This is a genomic window from Rhodoferax sp. P1_F3 (assembly GCF_056405715.1).
Map to the genome: position 1 here is coordinate 629,564 of NZ_JBFUBO010000002.1, position 16,998 is coordinate 646,561.

Here is a 16,998-nt window from a genome sequence, read left to right on the forward strand (position 1 = left end):
TGATCTGCGCTGCACCGCATCCATGATTGAAACAACGCCTATTCATCTCCGACTTTCGCCCCAGGAGCGTCGCTAGCCATGCGCTGGCCTTGGCGTCGCATCATCGCGGGCGATCAACTCATCGTGTCCTGGGCCGACGGAGAGCTGGCCTTTGTGCGGGCGCGGTCCCGGTCAGATGGTGGGTTTGACGTGCGTCAGATGGGGGTGGAGCGCCAAGGAACGGACAGTCGAGAGGACTTTGTTCGTCGCCTGCAGGCGCTGGGGCTCAAGGGGGCATCTGCCCACATCATGCTGCGTCCCGCGCAATACCAATTGCTGCAAATTGACGTTCCTGCTGTCGCGCCTGAGGAGCTGCGGGCAGCCGCCCGCTACCAGATTCGCGATATGGTGAATGTGCATATCGACGACCTGACGCTGGATGTCATGCGCGTAGGCGACGGCCAACAGAAGGGGACACCGCATTTGTTTGTGGTGGCTGCAGAGACCGCCATCGTGCGGGATGTGCTGGATTTGGGCGACGCCCTGCACTGGACCGTGTCTGTGATCGACATCCAGGAAACCGTGCAGCGTAACTTGCAGAGTCTGTTGGCCCGCAACGAGGGGCGCCTGGAGCGTGCCGATGCGGCGCTGCTGGTGGCCGATGCCAACCATGCTTTGCTGACGATCAGCGCCAATGAAGAGCTGTTCTACGCCCGACGACTGGAGTTGCCGGCAGGTTTTATGGTCATGGATTGGGGCAATAAAGACGAGGCCGGTGTGTCGGTGTCGGAGACGTTCATTCCAGTCGGTGAGTATGTCCCTGAGTACAACGTCGGTGGCGTATCACATGGTAGCGACTACACCGGTGGCGGATCCTCGGCGTCCGGCGACAACGCAGGCAACGAGCTTGCGCAGCGATTCTTGGTCGAGGTACAGCGTTCTCTGGATCTGTGGGATCGCTCTTGGTCCAGCCTGCCCTTGAGCGGCTTGCGGGTTAGTGCCGGTGCGCGGTCGGCCGAGTTGGCCCAGTGGCTAGGACGCGAAATGGGGCAGACGGTGACTGCCATCGATATGGGGACCCACTTTAGCGGTCTGGATACCAAGGATGCGGCAGACCGGGCTGCGTGTTTGCCGTTATTGGGCGCGCTTTTGCGCACAGAGGGCCGCAAGCTCTAGGGCTTCCACACCATGCCCCAGCAAATCAATCTTTGTACGCCCATCCTGCTCACGCAGAAGCGCTATTTCTCTGCCGACACCATGGCCATTTCTTTGGGGGTGTTTGTGGTGTTGGGTGCGCTGCTCTGCGGTGCGTGGGTATGGAACTTACAGCGCGCCAGCCAAGGGTTCAGTCAAACCATGGATTTGCAGGCCAAGGAAATTGGAACCCTGCAGGCCGCAATACAGCGCGCGCAAACCGCTGGAGCACCCGTAGACCCTGCGTTGCTTCAGAAGCTGAAAGAGCAGCAAGTTTTGCTGTTGCAAAAGCAGCAAACCTTGCAGGCCTTGCAGCAAGGCGTCTCACAGCCTGGTAAGGCCCACTCCGACCGTCTGCAATTGGTAGCCCGCAGCATTCCCACGGTGGTGTGGGTGACCGATGTGAAGGCAGACGCCGCGCGGCTGGAGGTGGCAGGGTTCACTCTGGAGCCTTCAGCTCTCAATGAGTGGGTGGTGCGTTTGGCCAGCAGTCCCCTGATGCAGGGCTTGTCGCTGGGTGATGTCAAGGTGGAACGGGCCACGGCGACGTCGGCCGTCGCACCGGGTGCCTCCGCCGTTGTAGGGCAAGCGCTGTGGTCCTTTACCCTAGTACACCTGATCGTGCCTGCGGGAGGTCAGCCATGAAACAGTGGTGGATCAAGCAGGCCGCCCGAATCGATGCACTGAGCCTGCGCGAACGCGTCTTCCTGTTTGTGTCCTGCCTCGCTTGTTGTGTGGCGCTGGCCTACGTCTTGTGGCTGGAGCCGGCCCAGTTGGCGCACACCCAGATTACCCAACGCTATGCGGCTCAGGGCACCGAACTGGTTCGTTTGCGTGAGCAATTGAAGAACACGCCACAACCTGTCGATGCCAGCAAGGCCACGCGCGATGAGCTGGGCGTTGTGTTGGCGCAAATTGATGGCGTGAATCAGCAGATTGCTGGCCTGGTGCCGGCCCAGGGGAGTGGCTCAGCGCTGGAGCAAGTGTTGGTGCAGTTTTTACGTCGCCAAGAGGGTCTCACTTTGCTGGGAACCAGCACATTGGCACAGGAAGCACCGACAACTGCCGCCCCGTCGTCGGCCAGTGGGGTTGCGCCTGGCGCCACACCGGTCCCGGCGGGCTTGTCTCGGCGGGGGCTGGAGTTGCGGGTGTCGGGCGCCTACCCTGAGCTCACCCGGTACGTTAAGACTCTGGAGAACGCTCTGCCCACCCTGCGGTGGGGAATGCTACGCTTGCGCAGCGAAAAACAACCTCCGGAGTTGACCCTACAGGTGTACGTAGTGGGGGTGCAACCATGAGGGGCTGGATGCGTCTTGGTCTGGCAGTCGTAGGGGCATGCGTATGCATGGCCTGGCTGCCTGCGCAGGGGCAGGATGTGCGGGATCCGACCATCGCGCCGACCGAGGCGGGGCAAACTCTAGGTGTGGCTGCGACGGCCGCGTCCCCGTTGGGCATGGACGGCATGGCCGTGATTGTGCGCAATGGCAACCCCTATTTGGTCGTTGGTACCCGCTTGTATGCGCCAGGACAAATGGTGGGCAAAGCCCGACTGGAACGCATTACCGAGACGGAGATCTGGTTGCGTGAAGCCACGGGGCTTCGCAAGATCCCGCGGTTTGCGGGTATTCAGCGCACCGCGTCAGCGGTGGATTGCAAGCCCGCCACGCCCGCACGCGCAGCGACGCCATCCCGTGGCAAGACCACAAAAAAACATTTGGTAGCACGCCGGCGTACCCCAACCAAGTCAGCCGCTCCCTCAACCTCGCCGGTCGCCGCACCGTGCACCACCGCTCAACCGTGAGGTTCACCCCATGTTTTCCCAAGCTACCCGAATGACCGATCTGTTTCCCCAGGCCTCGCTGAACAGCGCCCGTCCGTTCCGTGCTGGGTCTGCAGTGGGTATGAGCCTGCTGTTGAGCGTGGGCGTGCTGTCTGGCTGCGCCAACGACCGCCCTCTGCGCACTCCCGATGTCAGTGCGGCTGTGCGTGCGGAGCTGCCGCCCGAGCTGGCCAAGCCTCCAGGGGGCGTGCCCCAAAAGGTGAGCGATGCGCTGGCGGAGCCTGCGCCGCCCGCCGTGGCGCTGCCTCCGGAGCCGCGGCTGGACTTGCTGGTGAACAACGCGCAGGCGCGCGAGGTTTTCCTCGCCATCGTCGCCGATACCCGCTACAGCATGCTGATGCACCCCGATGTGGCGGGAACGCTGTCGGTCACCCTGCGCGGTGTGACTGTTGCCGAGGCGCTGGAAGCCATTCGTGATGTGTATGGCTACGATTTCAAGATCGAGGGGCGTCGCATCACGGTGTACGCCCCAACCCTGCAGACGCGAGTGTTCACGATCAACTACCCCACCTCACAGCGCACGGGCAGCAGCGAGCTGCGTGTGTCGTCGGGTGCCGGCTTGCAGAGTAGCAACACTGGTACCAGCACGACGGGGTCTAATTCCACGGCGGGCACAACCTCTCAGCCGGAGAACAGCCGAGTGTCCACCACGTCGCGTTCCGACTTCTGGGGTGAGATGACGGGGGCCATCAAGAGCTTGGTGGGCAATGGGGAAGGGCGCAGCGTAGTGTCCAGCCCACAGGCCGGCATTCTGGCTGTGCGTGCCATGCCTGAAGAGCTGCGCCAGGTAGACAAGTTTCTCAAAGCCACCCAGGCCTCGGTGGAGCGCCAGGTGATGCTGGAGGCCAAGGTGGTGGAGGTCGAGTTGCGCGACGGCTACCAAAGTGGTGTGAACTGGGGCGCATTTGGTTCTGATGTGAATGGCCAGGCCGCGGCCGGCGTGATTGGCAGCGGGGTGACCAGTACCAATCCGTTTGTGCAGGGCACCACCACCATCAATGGGGCCGTGGCCTTTCCGGCCGTGGCCACGGGCGGTGGCCTGTTTGGCTTGGCCCTTGCCACCAGCCAGTTTGGTGCTGTTTTGGGGTTCTTGGAAACCCAAGGCGATGTACAAACCCTCTCCAGCCCGCGCGTGGCGACGTTGAACAATCAGAAGGCCGTGCTCAAGGTCGGATCGGATGAATTCTTCGTGACTGGGGTAACTGGCGGTACTGCGAGTACCGGTAGCTCTACCACCACCAGCAACAGCACCACCATGCCCACGGTCACGTTGACCCCGTTTTTCTCAGGTATCTCTTTGGATGTAACCCCGCAGATTGACGACGGCGTGAATGTCACTCTGCATGTGCATCCTTCGCTGACTTCGGTGACGGAGAAGACCAAGCAGGTGGACCTGGGCAGCGTGGGTAACTACCGTCTGCCTCTGGCCTCTAGCAGCGTGAATGAAACCGACACACTGGTGCGTATCCAGGACGGCACCATCGTCGCCATCGGCGGGCTGATGCAGCTGGAGTCCAGCCGCAACGCATCGGGCCTTCCCGGCACCACCGGCATGCCAGGCTTGGGCGCCTTGTTTGGCAACCGGGCCAGCCAAGGTCGCAAGAAAGAAGTGATCGTGCTGATCAAGCCCACCATCATTCGCACCGCTGCTGACTGGGAAGCCCAGGCCCGTCGGGCCCGCGCATCTCTGGACGACATGGATGCCGCTCGTGCCCGGGTGATTCAGATCGACGGCGGTCAGACCAAATAATGTACTTGGGGCACTTTTCACTGCGAGAGGCCCCGTTTTCGATCACGCCGGATACGGACTTCTTTTTTGCCCACGAGGGCGCGCAGGCTTCGCTCAACATGCTGTTGGTGGCCCTGCGCAGCGGAGAGGGATTTCTGAAGGTGGTGGGCGAACTGGGTTGCGGCAAGACCGTGCTGTGCCGCCAACTGCTCAAGACCTTGCAGGGCGAGTGCGTGACCGCCTACATACCTAACCCGAATATGGGGCCCGATGATTTGTTGCTCGCCTTGGTGGGCGAGCTACGACTCACCATTGCCACACCGCCGCAACGCCACCAGATCATGGCGGCACTCAACCAGTGTCTGCTGGAGCATGCGGCCCAGGGGCGGCGCGTGGTGGTATGCATTGACGAGGCCCAGGCCATCCCCATGCGCACGGTGGAAAGCCTGCGCCTGCTCTCCAACCTGGAAACCGAGAAACGCAAGTTGCTGCAGCTGGTGTTGTTGGGCCAGCCCGACCTGGACGACAAGCTGGCGCGCCCGGAAATCCGTCAGCTGCTGCAGCGCATCACCTTCAGCGAATACCTGGGCCCCATGCAGAAGCAGCGCGTGCCAGCCTACCTGGTGCACCGCCTGCGCCACGCCGCCTTGAACGCGAACACCGATACCGCGCTGTTCACGCCAGCGGCAGCGCGCGCCATTGCACACGCCAGCGGCGGCGTGCCGCGGTTGGTGAACATTCTGGCCCACAAGTGCCTGATGCTGGCCTATGGCGAGGACACCCACCGTGTCACCCGCGCCCATGTGCGCCTGGCCACACGCGACACCCCGGGCGTAGTGGCACGCCTGCCATGGTGGCGACGGGCGCTATCGCTTGTGCTGCCACCCTGGCGCCAGGGACAAGGGGAGGCTCCATGAGTGTGATCAACAAAATGCTCCGGGACCTGGACCACCGCCAATCGCCGCCCGATGCGACGGGTGCACCTGGAACGGTGGACGCTTTGCGCCTGCAGGGTGTGGCCAGCGTGCCCTTGCATACGGCAGGCGCGCGTCGAAGCGTGCACTGGGGCTGGGTGTTGTTATTGGTGTTGGTGGCCACCGGCGCCGGATGGTGGCAGTGGCAGCAGATGCAGGCTGTGGCACCCGCGCCGCCTTTGCTCCCTGCCGTGGTTGTGGCTCCGCCAGCCGTAGCGCCAGCGCCTATGGCCGTGGCGGCCCCGCTGCCCCCAGCGCAAGAGGAAGTGGTGGAAGCTCCATTGCCACAGGCCGTGGTCTTGCCGCCCTCTGGTTTGCGGATGGAAACCGAGTTGTCTAGCAATCCGAGTCCGCCTGTGGAAGTCGCCAGCACGGCCATGCCCAACAAGGTCGCCGTAGCACCACAGGCCAAGACGGTATCACCTGCGCCGCCTGCGGCGGCTGTGGCGGAGGCGCCGAAGAAATCAACCGCTGTCGCTCCACCGCCTACCCCAGCGGTGGCCACCCCGATGCCCGCGCCGTCCACCGCAGATGCCGCGGGCCTGGCCCAGCGCCAGCAGCAGGCCGCGCGTGAAACCTTGGCGCAGGCGCAAGCACTCTGGAACAGCGGTGCGCGCGATAACGCGATTGCGCTCTTGCAAGACGCAGTAGCCGCCGCCGAGCGCGCCGCGCAAACCAACGCCAGTGCTGCGAACAGCCAAACCCTGGTGTCCATGCTGCGCGAGCTGGCCCGTATGGAACTGGCCGAAGGCCGTGCGAGCGTCGTGTGGGACCTGCTGACCCGGTTGGAACCCCTGATGGCGAACCAACCCGAGCTGTGGGCGCTGCGGGCCAACGCGGCACAGCGCCTGGGGCGCCACCAAGACAGTGTGCAGGCCTACACCACGGCCCTGCAGTCCCGGCCCAACGAACAGCGCTGGTTGCTGGGGGCGGCCGTGTCCCTGGCTGCATTGGGCCAAACCACCGCGGCGGGGGAGATGGCTGACAAGGCCCGCGCGGTGGGCCCGGTGAGCAAAGAGGTGCAAACCTATTTGCGCCAGCAGGGCGTCCCTCTGGCGGATCGATAGCCAATAAAGGCTCTAGCCCTCGTGTTATTTGCGCAAGTAGCTATTAAAAGCGTAGCAAATTTTGTAAACTCATACAGCAGCCCGCAGCACCCGGCGGTACTGCATGGCCTCGGCGACATGGGCTAGCCCGGTTTGGTTGGCACCGGCCAGATCGGCAATGGTGCGGGCAATCTTCAGTGTGCGGTGGGTGCTGCGCGCCGACCAACCCAGCTGGGCCGCGGCGGCCTGTAGAAATTTGGAGGCGGCGGCATCGAGCTGGGTGTGGGTGTCAATGTCTTGGCCGGCGAGCGCTTGGTTGGACACGCCTTGGCGGTCTAGGGCCAACGTGCGTGCGGCGCTGCAGCGGGTGCTGATGCTGTCGGTGGATTCGCCACTGGGGCTGTTGAGCAGTTCCTGTGCCGGTAAGGCGGGTACTTCTACATGTAGGTCAATACGGTCCATCAGCGGGCCGCTGAGCTTGGCTTGATAGCGGTGCACCTGGTCTGGCGTGCAGCGGCAGCTGTGCGCGGGCGAACCTTGGTAGCCGCAGGGGCAGGGGTTCATGGCCGCCACCAGTTGGAAGCGGGCGGGGAACTCCGCCCTGCGCGCGGCGCGGGCAATCGTGATGCTGCCGGTCTCCAGCGGTTCGCGCAGGGCCTCCAAAGCGGTCCTTGCAAATTCGGGGAATTCATCTAAAAAAAGAACACCGTGGTGGGCCAGAGAGATCTCTCCTGGGCGCGGTGGTGACCCACTGACACTTCCAGAAATAGATGCGACCATTCTTCGGTGCATCAAGTACTTACACCCGATAACTCAAGATTCATTGCGACTAATATTTAGCATTAGTTGCGACTGCCGTATGGTTTTTAAGAAATAGACGCGACATGTTGAAACAACCCCACCAAACTCGAAAAATTCGTCCCACTCGCCGTAGCGTTTCGGGGATCCATGCATTTCGTGGCGAAACGTCGGTTCCGTACGAGTCAACTTTAGAACGAGATTTCCTAATCCGTACAGAGTTTTCGCTTTCCGTGCTGGACGTAATACCTCAACCAGTTCGGATTCCATTCGAAGGAAACGGGGGGAGGCACCACTACTACACCCCCGATTTTCTTGTTTACTACCGTCTGGGGAGCGCACATCCAGACAACTATCCCAAACCCCTGCTGGTTGAGGTGAAGCCCGAAGAGGAATGGCGTCAGCACTGGCGTGACTGGAAAACAAAATGGAAAGCTGCCCGCAACTATGCACGCCAGCAAGGATGGGAGTTCCGGATTCTTGATGAATCTCGCATTCGAGACCAAGCGCTGCAAAACATCCGAATTCTTGAGCCCTACAAGCGGATGCAGTTTCCAGTCGAAGAGAGTCAATGGATTCTCAAGAATTTGAGTGAGATGGGATGCGCAACTTTTGACTATCTGCTTACCCGCCATTTCATGGGAATTTACCGCGCAGAGGGAATCTCGCATCTCCGGTATCTGCTAGCTACGCGCGAAATTGAATGCAACATCAAAGAACCATTCCACGAATTCACCGAACTATGGGTGCCTGGCCATGAGTAAAGCAGAAGTCATTGGGGATTTCAATCCAGATATGCAGCCGATCCGCAGCAGAGTCGCCATCCACCCAGAAGCCTTCGTTAAGAGTGGCGACAAGGTGTACCGAATTGCGCAGGTTCTCGATTTCGAGTCTGTTATCGGAGTGGAAGTTGAAACTGGACGTAGTAGCGCCCTAAGGGTGGCGGAGCTGCGCCCCATCACTGAGAAGCAAAGCCTGGATACAAATATGGCTGTCGACTTGGCAGACATCGCAGATTCGGATTGGAAGATTGCTACTGAGCGCTACGCTGCCATACAACCACTTCTTGAAAGGACTCAAGTGGCTATAGGGCGAGATGCAGTAACCAGTCGGGCCGAGGAGGTGGGCGTTGATCCAGCAACTTTGTATAGATGGTTGAAACGCTACCAGTCATACGAAGTCTTGACAGCATTGATCCCAAAACAGCGAGGTTGGCAAACTGGAAATTCGCGTATTGCGAGAGAAGTTGAGTCGGTCATACAAGAAGTAATTCAGGACTTCTATCTAACAACTCAACGGAGTTCCGGGCAGAAGACCGTCGTCGAAGTTTTCCGCCGGTGTCAACTGCGTGGGATTGCGCCTCCCAGTGCCGGCACGATTAGGGCACGTCTGGCAAGAATCTCTGACAAAGATCGTCTTAGAGGACGTGGGTTCAAGGAAAAAGCTCAAAACAAGTATCTGCCTGTTCCTGGCAGTTTTCCAAATGCGACCTTCCCCTTGGCCGTAATTCAGATTGACCACACACCCGCAGACATCATCCTGGTAGACGATGTCTACCGGAAGCCGATTGGCCGCCCCTGGATCACTCTCGCAATGGATGTTCATAGCCGCATGGTGGTGGGGTATTACTTGTCGTTCGACCCTCCATCTGAAACGTCGGTGGCAATGTGTGTTGCGCAAGCTATTCTTCCTAAGGAAGAGTGGTTAATGCTTCACAAGGTTGATGCCCAGTGGCCAGTATGGGGCATTCCCAAGACGATCCATGTCGACAACGGCGCGGATTTTCGATCGAACAACTTCCGTAAATCGTGCCTCATGTATGGCATCAATATAGAGTTCAGGCCGGTGAAGCAGCCGCGATATGGTGGCCATATAGAGCGAATGCAGGGCACTCTTCTGCGTGAGATTCACGATTTACCTGGTACCACGTTCTCTTCAATAAAAGAACGTGAAGACTATGACTCCGAAAAACATGCGGCAATGACCAAGTCGGAATTTGAAGAGTGGCTAGTGAGCCTAATCTGCAAGGTCTATCACCAGCGCATGCATTCGAGTATTGGCATGACGCCCGTGCGAAAGTGGGAAATCGGAATCTTCGGAAACGGCGAAGATGCAGGCGTGGGGCTGCCGCCGCGACCAAATGATCGGCTTACGATCCTCCTGGACTTCTTGCCTTCGTTTGCGCGCACCATACAGAACTTCGGTGTCACCATCGATGGCATGACGTACTACGCGGAAGCATTGCGTCCTTGGATAAATGCTGAAGATCCAGACTCCAAAAAGAAGCGGGAGTTTGTCTTTCGGCGTGATCCACGGGACATCAGCTCCATATGGTTCTTTGATCCCGTCTTGCGGAAGTACTTCAAGATTCCTTTTGCCGATCTGGCACTCCCCTCGATGAGCATTTGGGAATATCAGCAATCGCGAGAGAAGTTAAAACGCGAGGGGCATGCTAGCGTCAACGAATACCAAGTTCTGCAGGCAATCACCGAGCTGCGCAGCAAAGTTGACGATGCAAAGGAACGGACTAAAAAGGCTCGTCGTCAGGCCCAGAGGCGGAAGGAACATGAAAAAGGGATCAACCCTGCGGCACCACGAGATCCGCGACTAACCGCGCCACCCAGTTCAAAGATACCCACAACAGAACTGTTCCCTGGCCTGATTGATGGCGACGTAAATGACTTCGGAGATATCGCATGAGCGGCTATGAGCACATTCATCCAGATTTCAGGCACCTAATGGGGCTAACCAATAACGAGAGGCTTGAGTTTCTGGATCATCCACGATGGATTGGGTACAAAGCTGCTCAGCAGATATTGGACACCCTCCAAGGGTTAATGCACAAGCCGGTACGGCCGCGTATGCCGAACCTTCTAATCGTAGGTGATCCAAATAATGGGAAGACCACCATAGTCCACCGGTTCCGCGAATTGTGCGGGCAAGGGTATGTGAACGAAAACGCAGATCCCGTTAAACCAGTGATCGTTGCGGAGGCACCACCTAGTGCCGACGAGAAGGGGCTATACATTTCCATTCTTGAACGGTTCTTCACTCCGTACCGAGCAAGTGACCCCGCATCAAAGCTCCGCTACCAAGTGATCCATCTTTGTCGTGCATGTCACGTACGCGTGCTCATCATCGATGAGTTCCATTCCTTGCTCACGGGGACGACCGTCAAACAGCGTGAAGTCATGAATGCCATCAAGTTGCTATGCAACGAATTGGCAATTCCAATCATCGGTGTTGGCACCAGAGAGGCGGTTCGTGTGCTGCATACAGATCCTCAGCACGCCAGTCGCTTTGATGTCATGAACCTGCCGGCATGGGAGCTCAATCCAGACTTCCAGCGGCTTTTGGCCGGCTTCGAAAAGGTACTCCCTTTGAGAATACCGTCCCGACTTCATGAGCCAGCATTGGCGAGTAGATTGCACACAATTTCGGAGGGAAACCTGGGGAATCTTCACCGTCTTCTTACAGATTGTGCGGTAGACGCGATCAAGACCGGTAAGGAAAAAATAGACCAGTCGATCATCGAAGGGAAAGTATGGATGCGTCCTACACGTGGCATTCGGGAACTCGCGGGGTAGAGCCTATATGGGCGAGATCAATAGCCCTGCTTCCGGACGAGCTCATGTCGTCCTGGCTGGTTCGAGCGGCGTTGGCGCAGGGCTGTGACCCGTTTGTTCTCACCGGATGTATTTGGCCCGAATGGCGTGTTTGGACTGGGGACATAGATCGCACGGTTTCGACTGATCGGTTGAAGCCGCTAAGTGAGCAGTCTGGGATAAATTCGGAAGCGTTCCGTCATGCAATGCTGCAACCTTGGGCGGATAGGATATCGGGACGGGAGCTTAGGCGAACGGGCGCCTGGCCTTGGGTACTCACACTGGGAGCGAGGAACTCCAAGCGTAGAAGTGGCCTCCAGTTTTGCCCAGAGTGCTTCGCCGAGGACACGGAACCCTACTATCGGCTTCAATGGCGCTTCGCTTGGCATACCGGCTGTGTAAAGCACGGCTGCGGCTTGCTTGACCGTTGCGGTAAGTGCAATAGTTCCATGGAACCACATCACCTCCATACGGACGACGGATGCTTGGCGGTTTGCTCCAACTGTCGATCTAGCTTGATTGCTACACAAAGCAGGAAGTGGCACAAGACTGCCAGGAGGTTTCAGAATGAAGCCGATCAAGTAGTACTTCGAGGAAGTGGAACCGCGTTCGGAGTGAAATTAGTCGGCGACGAATGGTTTAGGGTTGCGCAATATGCAGTGAGGATCGTGCGGCACGCCAGTCAGTACGGTTCCACGGCATTAGGCGATTTTTTGAAAGCATTGGATAGCGCTCCCACATTGCCGACGATCCCGGACGGAGCGGCCATTGAGGAAATGCGTGTCTGGAAACGCCAGGAATTGTTTGGTCCGGCAATGAATCTTCTTTCGGTTGATCGAACCAGATTTATAAAGACGGCTCGCCAGGTCGGTCTTACCCGGCAAGGGCTGCTTGTCGCAAGTGCGCCGAAGCTGTCGTTAATGAGTGAGATGTTGGATGAATTGGTCAGTGTCCCCAAGCCCTCAAACCGAAAACCCAAACAAAGCACAGCGAAGCCCAGGTCTCCATTTGCCGTGAAACGGATGATGCAGCGATTGGTGCTGCGACTCAAACTGCAGTCGTAGCCAAGCAATGCCGCATAAAACATCAGAGTGTGATGAATGCGGTAAAACGGTCAACAAGATTTGGCGTGTCTATCGCGGCTGTCGATATTGTGGAACTTGCTACGCTCGGGAGTTCAAAAAGCGAGACTGTCCCAAATGCGGGAATAGCGCCAAACTCCTCCGCCAGCGGACGGATGCTATTTGCGCTAAGTGCGAGAGTAATGTTCCGTGTATACGGTGCGGCCGATCCCAACTTTCCATTGGGAAGATGACTTCATATGGGCCTGTCTGCAATGCTTGTTCGACGTACTTCAGGAAGATGCAGCCGTGCGGGGTATGTGGGGACTATTCATCTCGCTTGACCCGGGTGGCGAGAATGGGGCATGACCGAAGGTTATGCCCAAAATGCGCACATGCAGATCACGAGACGTGCCAGGCGTGCGGCAGATGGCGGTTGTTGCAAGACGTTCCGAATGGGAGTCGCCTTTGCAAAAAGTGTGTGACTTATGGAGAAATTCTATGTTCGCAATGTGGTGAAAAAGCACCGGCCGGATACGGAGCAAGATGTCAAAACTGTTATTGGCGCGGATTGCTTGAGAAGCGTATAGCCATGGATGCAATGGCTTTTAGAACGGTTGCTATGGCAACGCACTTTGTGGCCTTTGGTAAATGGCTTGGGGTTGAAGCTGGGCAAAACAAGGCAGCCATAACAATACATCGGTATCTAGAATTCTTCTCTTTAATTGAACGACGATGGGAAGATGTGCCGGCTTTCGACGAACTGCTTAAGCAGTTTGGGGCCTCGTACTTAAGAAAGGTATTGCTTCCGATACGCTGGATGGAGTCCCGTGCATTGATACATCAAGATGCGCAAAAAAAGGCAGAGGACTCAGAGCTACGGCGAATTCAAGCGACATTGGAAGACGTGGCTCAAAGCCACGATGCGAAAAGACTAATGCTTGGCTATCTGGAGCACCTGCAAAGTAGGAATGTGGTGATCCGCTCCATCCGCCTTGCTTTGAGACCTGCAGCAGCGCTTCTTCTGATATGTAGCTCACAAGATCGAAAAATGCCCAATCAGGAAGACCTGTATGACCTTCTTCAAAAGACACCAGGTCAGCGGGCGGCCGTCTCTGGTTTTATTCGACATTTACGACTGCGGTATCAAGTGGAGCTGAAACTTCCAGTCATCAATACGACGCGTCAAAAGTCGGATCGGAGAAAAAAGCTCATGACACAGATACTGGAACTCATGCAGACAAAAGGACTGGAAGGTAAGCTGCATAGACAGTGGTTGTCCATTGCTCTCGCGTATTTTCATGGACTGCCGAAGAAGGTTGGACTAAGCGTGGAGGATCATGCGAATCTAGAAGTGGTGGATGGGGGTGTGAACATCAAACACAACGGTGAGTTCTATTGGGTGCCAATTTTTAATGACGATGCGCCTGACTGAGTATTCGCACCAAATCCACCACTGATTCGCATCGCAAAAGCACCGGCTAGATGTTGCTGGGGATGGTAGCTTCGTAATACCTTTCTTGAAGGGAGCCGTGAGTAGTCATTCCGTCAATGACTACTCAGTTTTTCGCCCGGTAGCGCGGCTTACCTCTATGTAGGCTTGGCCATGGTTCAGCTGATGATTGGGCTGGCACTGCATACCACTAGCTTCATTGATCCGCGTGTCATGGCCACGTAAAGATGTTGCACACTCATCTCATCCGTGTTCAACAGCACTGCCACCTCAGCTTCGAGCCCCTTGAGCAGCAAGGTACTACCGACCGCGCGCCTGGGCAGTTGGCGCCCGAGCAGCCGATTCTCCTCGCGAACTCGTTTAGCTGTTTCCGCTAGTAGAACAGTGCCGGCTGAGGCTTCTCTGAGTGCCTTGAGCAGACCATAGAGGATGGCTGGCCTATATACGCGGACATTCGGTAACTCCCGAAGTTCGGACAACAAAGCGCTGGCTGCTGTGAGAGATGGCGCGCGTACGAAAGCCAGAGCACGACTCTCCGCCTCGTTTGGAGGATTCCTCGCTGTTCCACGTTGCAGCGACTCCAGACGCCGCGTCAGTTCCGGCACGCCCACGTTAGTCATGACGCTCTGAGCAAGCGCCAACAGTTGCGCCAAAGCCCCTGCCGACCCCACGTCGAAGCTTTTTGCGAAGGCAAGGAGGTCTTGGAGGTCAACGGCCTCAACTGTGGAAGCTCCTGGCGTCTGGCTTGCGAAGTTCTGTTGAGCGGCCCGATTCCGACTGTCGGCAATGATGAGCACGCGCCCTTCAGCGGTTGCAGGTGCAGTCCTGGCCGCAGCTAGGCGCTGAGCATGGTCGTTTGGCGGCACGGTCTGTATCCAGGTCACATGCTCCGGTGGCCCGGTGCGCACGTCCACGGACTGTCCCGCCACCATTAATCGCCGGACTTCCAACAACCATTGTCCGAATGCTTCTGCACCCACGTTGCGCCATCGCCAGGGAGTAGCAAGTTCAGCAACGACAGGGAAATGTGCGCATACCTGCTTGTCCCAGTCGGCCAGCGCATTTCCCCGGAATCCAAAGATTGCTTGCATCGGGTCACCCAGCACACAGGTCGGCAGGCAAAGCGAGAGGAAGTAGACGATATGGTGCTGAGGCACTGAACAGTCCTGGTATTCATCCACAATGAGATGCGCGTATGACGCTTTCAGCACCTCATTGACGTGCCCTGCTTGCAATAGCTTCCAAGCGGCATCACGGATCGACGGGTAGTCAGTTGCAGGCGCCATCAACTGCAGAATCGCCGGATTATGGGCGCTACGGCTGGGAAAGGTTGCGATGAGTCGCATGGCCCAACCATCGATGGTGCTCAATCGGTAGGAACCGGTTGGTACACCAGCGCGATCCAGTCGACCGCGCAGAGCCGCAACCCCAGCATTGGTGTGGGTCAGTACGAGAATGGGCTTGGAGCCGCGATGGCCGGCAAGCGCGCTGGCGATCAATTGTGTCTTGCCGCAGCCGGCTGGCGCAGTGACGGCACCGCGTGTAATCGTACGAAGATCGATTTCAACGGGGCCCATGAGCGGCCCACCCAAATACTTGCCCAATCAGCTCACGGAATCCCGGATCGCACAGATGCAGATCTGGTGCAACGATGGTTCTTGCCACGTCTTCCATCCAAGTGATGGATTTGAACCAACCCGCCTTTCGAATACGCGCAGCCTGTCCAAGGACTGATCTACGTTCTGGTGAGAGGGCTTGGGTATTTTGGATTTCGTCCCAGACCTGTTGAAAAGTAAGTGTGTTGTTCGAAACCGAGCGCAAGTGTTCATGGGTCAGATCACCGTGCAGGTCGTGGGCGTAGGTGATCAGCTTCTGGCATGCAGCCGGCGTGAGACTCCCAAATAGCTCATCCTCCAGCGCTCGGCCCGCGCGGTAGGCAACGACGGTGCCACCCTTCTGGACAAATGTCTGCTCGATAGCCGGCGTGGGCTTCTTATCGTCGTCTCGTAGCACCATCACTCTATAGCCAAGTGCCTGGAAAACCGCAGCACGGGCATATGGCCGGTCCGGCTCTCCACCACCACAATCGACTAGAGCCACACCAAGCGCAGCCAAGGACACTCCGCCGTGTTCAAGCTGATACAGATCCAGTCCACGCAACAGACCGATCTCGCTGGCTCCCTCGCACACGACTACTGAGCCAGCTAAGAAAGCCTCAGGGTAAAGGCGGATCGTGCTCTGGATTTCATTGTCAGTGCCGATCGTCTGCGCTTCGTGGCCATGAGCGCCGGGGCGCAGCACAAAGAGTTGGCCACCTGACAGCTCTCTTAGCGCTACCGGAGAGTGAGTGGTAAGAAACACCTGCAGCGGAGCAGCGGCCTCCTTGGCACCGAGTGAGCCCAAAAAACGGGCGATGCGATGTGGTTCAAGTCCATACTCCAACTCGTCCGAGAGTACGATCGAAGCTTGGCTTGCCGCTTTGCGTTGCAAGCCAGCGACAAGCAGGCGCGTAGAGCCAACCCCTAGATTACGAAGCGGGATACCACTCTCGTTGTGCAGAGAAATGGTTCCACCACCGAACGACACAGACTGCGAATCTAGGAGCGCCTTGGCCTTCGCGCCAATGTTGACGCCCAACTCCTGGGCAGTAGCTGTGACGATCCCCAGCGCTTCACCCAACTGTTGTTCCGCCTGGTCTCCGAAGGCGTTGCGCGCATTCCTGGCGGCCTTTACCAGCTCGGCGGAAGCGTGTGCCCGTTCCTCCGAGATGCGGTTCAGGACTGATCCGCGCTGCCATCCAAGGTTGAAGTCCGCCAATGCACCGATACGAGTGGGCGCTAGGGCTAGACGATCCTTCCATGCGAGGGTTTTAACAATGCCTTGTTGCGAGGCGCGCTCGGAAACTAAGGTCCACGATGGTTCCAGGTCGCCCGCGATGGTAAGGTTTAGGCAGAGCACGATCTCTGCGCCGACCGACGGCTCATCTTCAATGACGCCAGTTGTGGCATGGAATCCTCGCAGGAAAGTGCCGAAGCTCTCCAGTGTCCTCATAGCATCGCCGAGTTCACCGAGCGTCAGCGTGATATTGATCGGGGTCGTTGTATCTAGGCCGAAGAAGTCCGCATCCGAGAACTGAACATTGCGCCTGGCGCCCAGGCACAGGTCGATCGCATCCAACACGGTGGACTTGCCGCTGTCACCCGGTCCGATCAGGCAGTTGATGCCCGACGAGGGGCACCAGGACATTCGTTGAATGCCGCGAAAGTTGGTGATTTCGATTTTTCTGATTCGTGCCATGGGCTGTCTCTCTGATGATGTG

General features: G+C 58.0%; 14 protein-coding genes and 2 pseudogenes. 13 read left to right on the forward strand and 3 right to left on the reverse strand.

Annotation, left to right across the window (positions count from 1 at the left end; genetic code table 11):
- Positions 1 to 78: 78 nt before the first annotated feature.
- Genes AC1DZ5_RS05665 through AC1DZ5_RS05695 form a run of 7 tightly spaced genes read left to right on the forward strand, consistent with a single transcriptional unit; the run spans position 79 to position 6,783 of the window.
- On the forward strand, positions 79 to 1,155 hold the full coding sequence (locus tag AC1DZ5_RS05665; RefSeq protein ID WP_477886939.1) for a hypothetical protein: 1,077 nt from the start codon (positions 79 to 81) through the stop codon (positions 1,153 to 1,155).
- Positions 1,156 to 1,167: 12 nt separating this feature from the next.
- Positions 1,168 to 1,818, forward strand: a complete 651-nt coding sequence (locus AC1DZ5_RS05670) for a PilN domain-containing protein (RefSeq protein WP_477886941.1) — start codon at positions 1,168 to 1,170, stop codon at positions 1,816 to 1,818.
- Positions 1,815 to 2,471 (forward strand): hypothetical protein, encoded by a 657-nt coding sequence (locus AC1DZ5_RS05675; protein WP_477886943.1) that lies wholly within the window; start codon positions 1,815 to 1,817, stop codon positions 2,469 to 2,471. Before AC1DZ5_RS05670 ends, AC1DZ5_RS05675 begins: the two co-directional genes overlap by 4 nt.
- A gap of 47 nt (positions 2,472 to 2,518) precedes the next feature.
- Complete coding sequence (locus AC1DZ5_RS05680) at positions 2,519 to 2,974, forward strand: hypothetical protein (protein ID WP_477886945.1); 456 nt, start codon at positions 2,519 to 2,521, stop codon at positions 2,972 to 2,974.
- Positions 2,975 to 2,984: 10 nt separating this feature from the next.
- Positions 2,985 to 4,763, forward strand: coding sequence for a secretin N-terminal domain-containing protein (locus tag AC1DZ5_RS05685; RefSeq protein WP_477886947.1), 1,779 nt, complete (start codon positions 2,985 to 2,987; stop codon positions 4,761 to 4,763).
- Positions 4,763 to 5,659 carry an ExeA family protein gene (locus tag AC1DZ5_RS05690; RefSeq protein WP_477886949.1) on the forward strand — a complete coding sequence of 299 codons (897 nt, stop codon included), beginning with the start codon at positions 4,763 to 4,765 and terminating at the stop codon, positions 5,657 to 5,659. The genes AC1DZ5_RS05685 and AC1DZ5_RS05690 overlap by 1 nt, the downstream gene beginning before the upstream one ends.
- The gene (locus AC1DZ5_RS05695; RefSeq protein ID WP_477886951.1) at positions 5,656 to 6,783 is read left to right on the forward strand and encodes a hypothetical protein; all 1,128 of its coding nucleotides are present in this window, start codon (positions 5,656 to 5,658) and stop codon (positions 6,781 to 6,783) included. Before AC1DZ5_RS05690 ends, AC1DZ5_RS05695 begins: the two co-directional genes overlap by 4 nt.
- Before the next feature lie 69 nt (positions 6,784 to 6,852).
- Here the strand turns inward: AC1DZ5_RS05695 and AC1DZ5_RS05700 are convergent.
- Positions 6,853 to 7,539: pseudogene (locus AC1DZ5_RS05700) on the reverse strand (ATP-binding protein); the annotation flags it as partial.
- A 107-nt stretch (positions 7,540 to 7,646) separates the two neighbouring features.
- Here AC1DZ5_RS05700 and AC1DZ5_RS05705 point away from each other — a divergent pair.
- The 6 genes and pseudogenes from AC1DZ5_RS05705 (at position 7,647) to AC1DZ5_RS05730 (ending at position 13,661) form a co-directional block, all read left to right on the forward strand.
- Complete coding sequence (locus tag AC1DZ5_RS05705) at positions 7,647 to 8,324, forward strand: heteromeric transposase endonuclease subunit TnsA (protein ID WP_477886955.1); 678 nt, start codon at positions 7,647 to 7,649, stop codon at positions 8,322 to 8,324.
- Entirely contained in the window at positions 8,317 to 10,260 is a 1,944-nt protein-coding gene (locus AC1DZ5_RS05710) for a transposase (protein WP_477886957.1), read from the forward strand. Before AC1DZ5_RS05705 ends, AC1DZ5_RS05710 begins: the two co-directional genes overlap by 8 nt.
- Entirely contained in the window at positions 10,257 to 11,147 is an 891-nt protein-coding gene (locus AC1DZ5_RS05715; RefSeq protein ID WP_477886959.1) for a TniB family NTP-binding protein, read from the forward strand. Before AC1DZ5_RS05710 ends, AC1DZ5_RS05715 begins: the two co-directional genes overlap by 4 nt.
- Positions 11,105 to 11,572 (forward strand): annotated as a pseudogene (locus AC1DZ5_RS05720) (TniQ family protein); the annotation flags it as partial. The gene AC1DZ5_RS05715 and the pseudogene AC1DZ5_RS05720, both read left to right, overlap by 43 nt.
- A 207-nt stretch (positions 11,573 to 11,779) precedes the next feature.
- Positions 11,780 to 12,229, forward strand: a complete 450-nt coding sequence (locus AC1DZ5_RS05725; RefSeq protein WP_477887045.1) for a hypothetical protein — start codon at positions 11,780 to 11,782, stop codon at positions 12,227 to 12,229.
- 589 nt (positions 12,230 to 12,818) lie between these two features.
- Positions 12,819 to 13,661 (forward strand): hypothetical protein, encoded by an 843-nt coding sequence (locus AC1DZ5_RS05730; RefSeq protein WP_477886961.1) that lies wholly within the window; start codon positions 12,819 to 12,821, stop codon positions 13,659 to 13,661.
- Between the two features lie 176 nt (positions 13,662 to 13,837).
- On the opposite strand, the gene AC1DZ5_RS05735 is transcribed toward AC1DZ5_RS05730, so the two are convergent.
- Together AC1DZ5_RS05735 and AC1DZ5_RS05740 are read right to left on the reverse strand one after the other, a co-directional pair.
- Positions 13,838 to 15,256 carry a UvrD-helicase domain-containing protein gene (locus AC1DZ5_RS05735; RefSeq protein WP_477886963.1) on the reverse strand — a complete coding sequence of 473 codons (1,419 nt, stop codon included), beginning with the start codon at positions 15,254 to 15,256 and terminating at the stop codon, positions 13,838 to 13,840.
- Positions 15,243 to 16,976 (reverse strand): ATP-dependent nuclease, encoded by a 1,734-nt coding sequence (locus AC1DZ5_RS05740; RefSeq protein WP_477886965.1) that lies wholly within the window; start codon positions 16,974 to 16,976, stop codon positions 15,243 to 15,245. Before AC1DZ5_RS05740 ends, AC1DZ5_RS05735 begins: the two co-directional genes overlap by 14 nt.
- Positions 16,977 to 16,998: the final 22 nt, after the last annotated feature.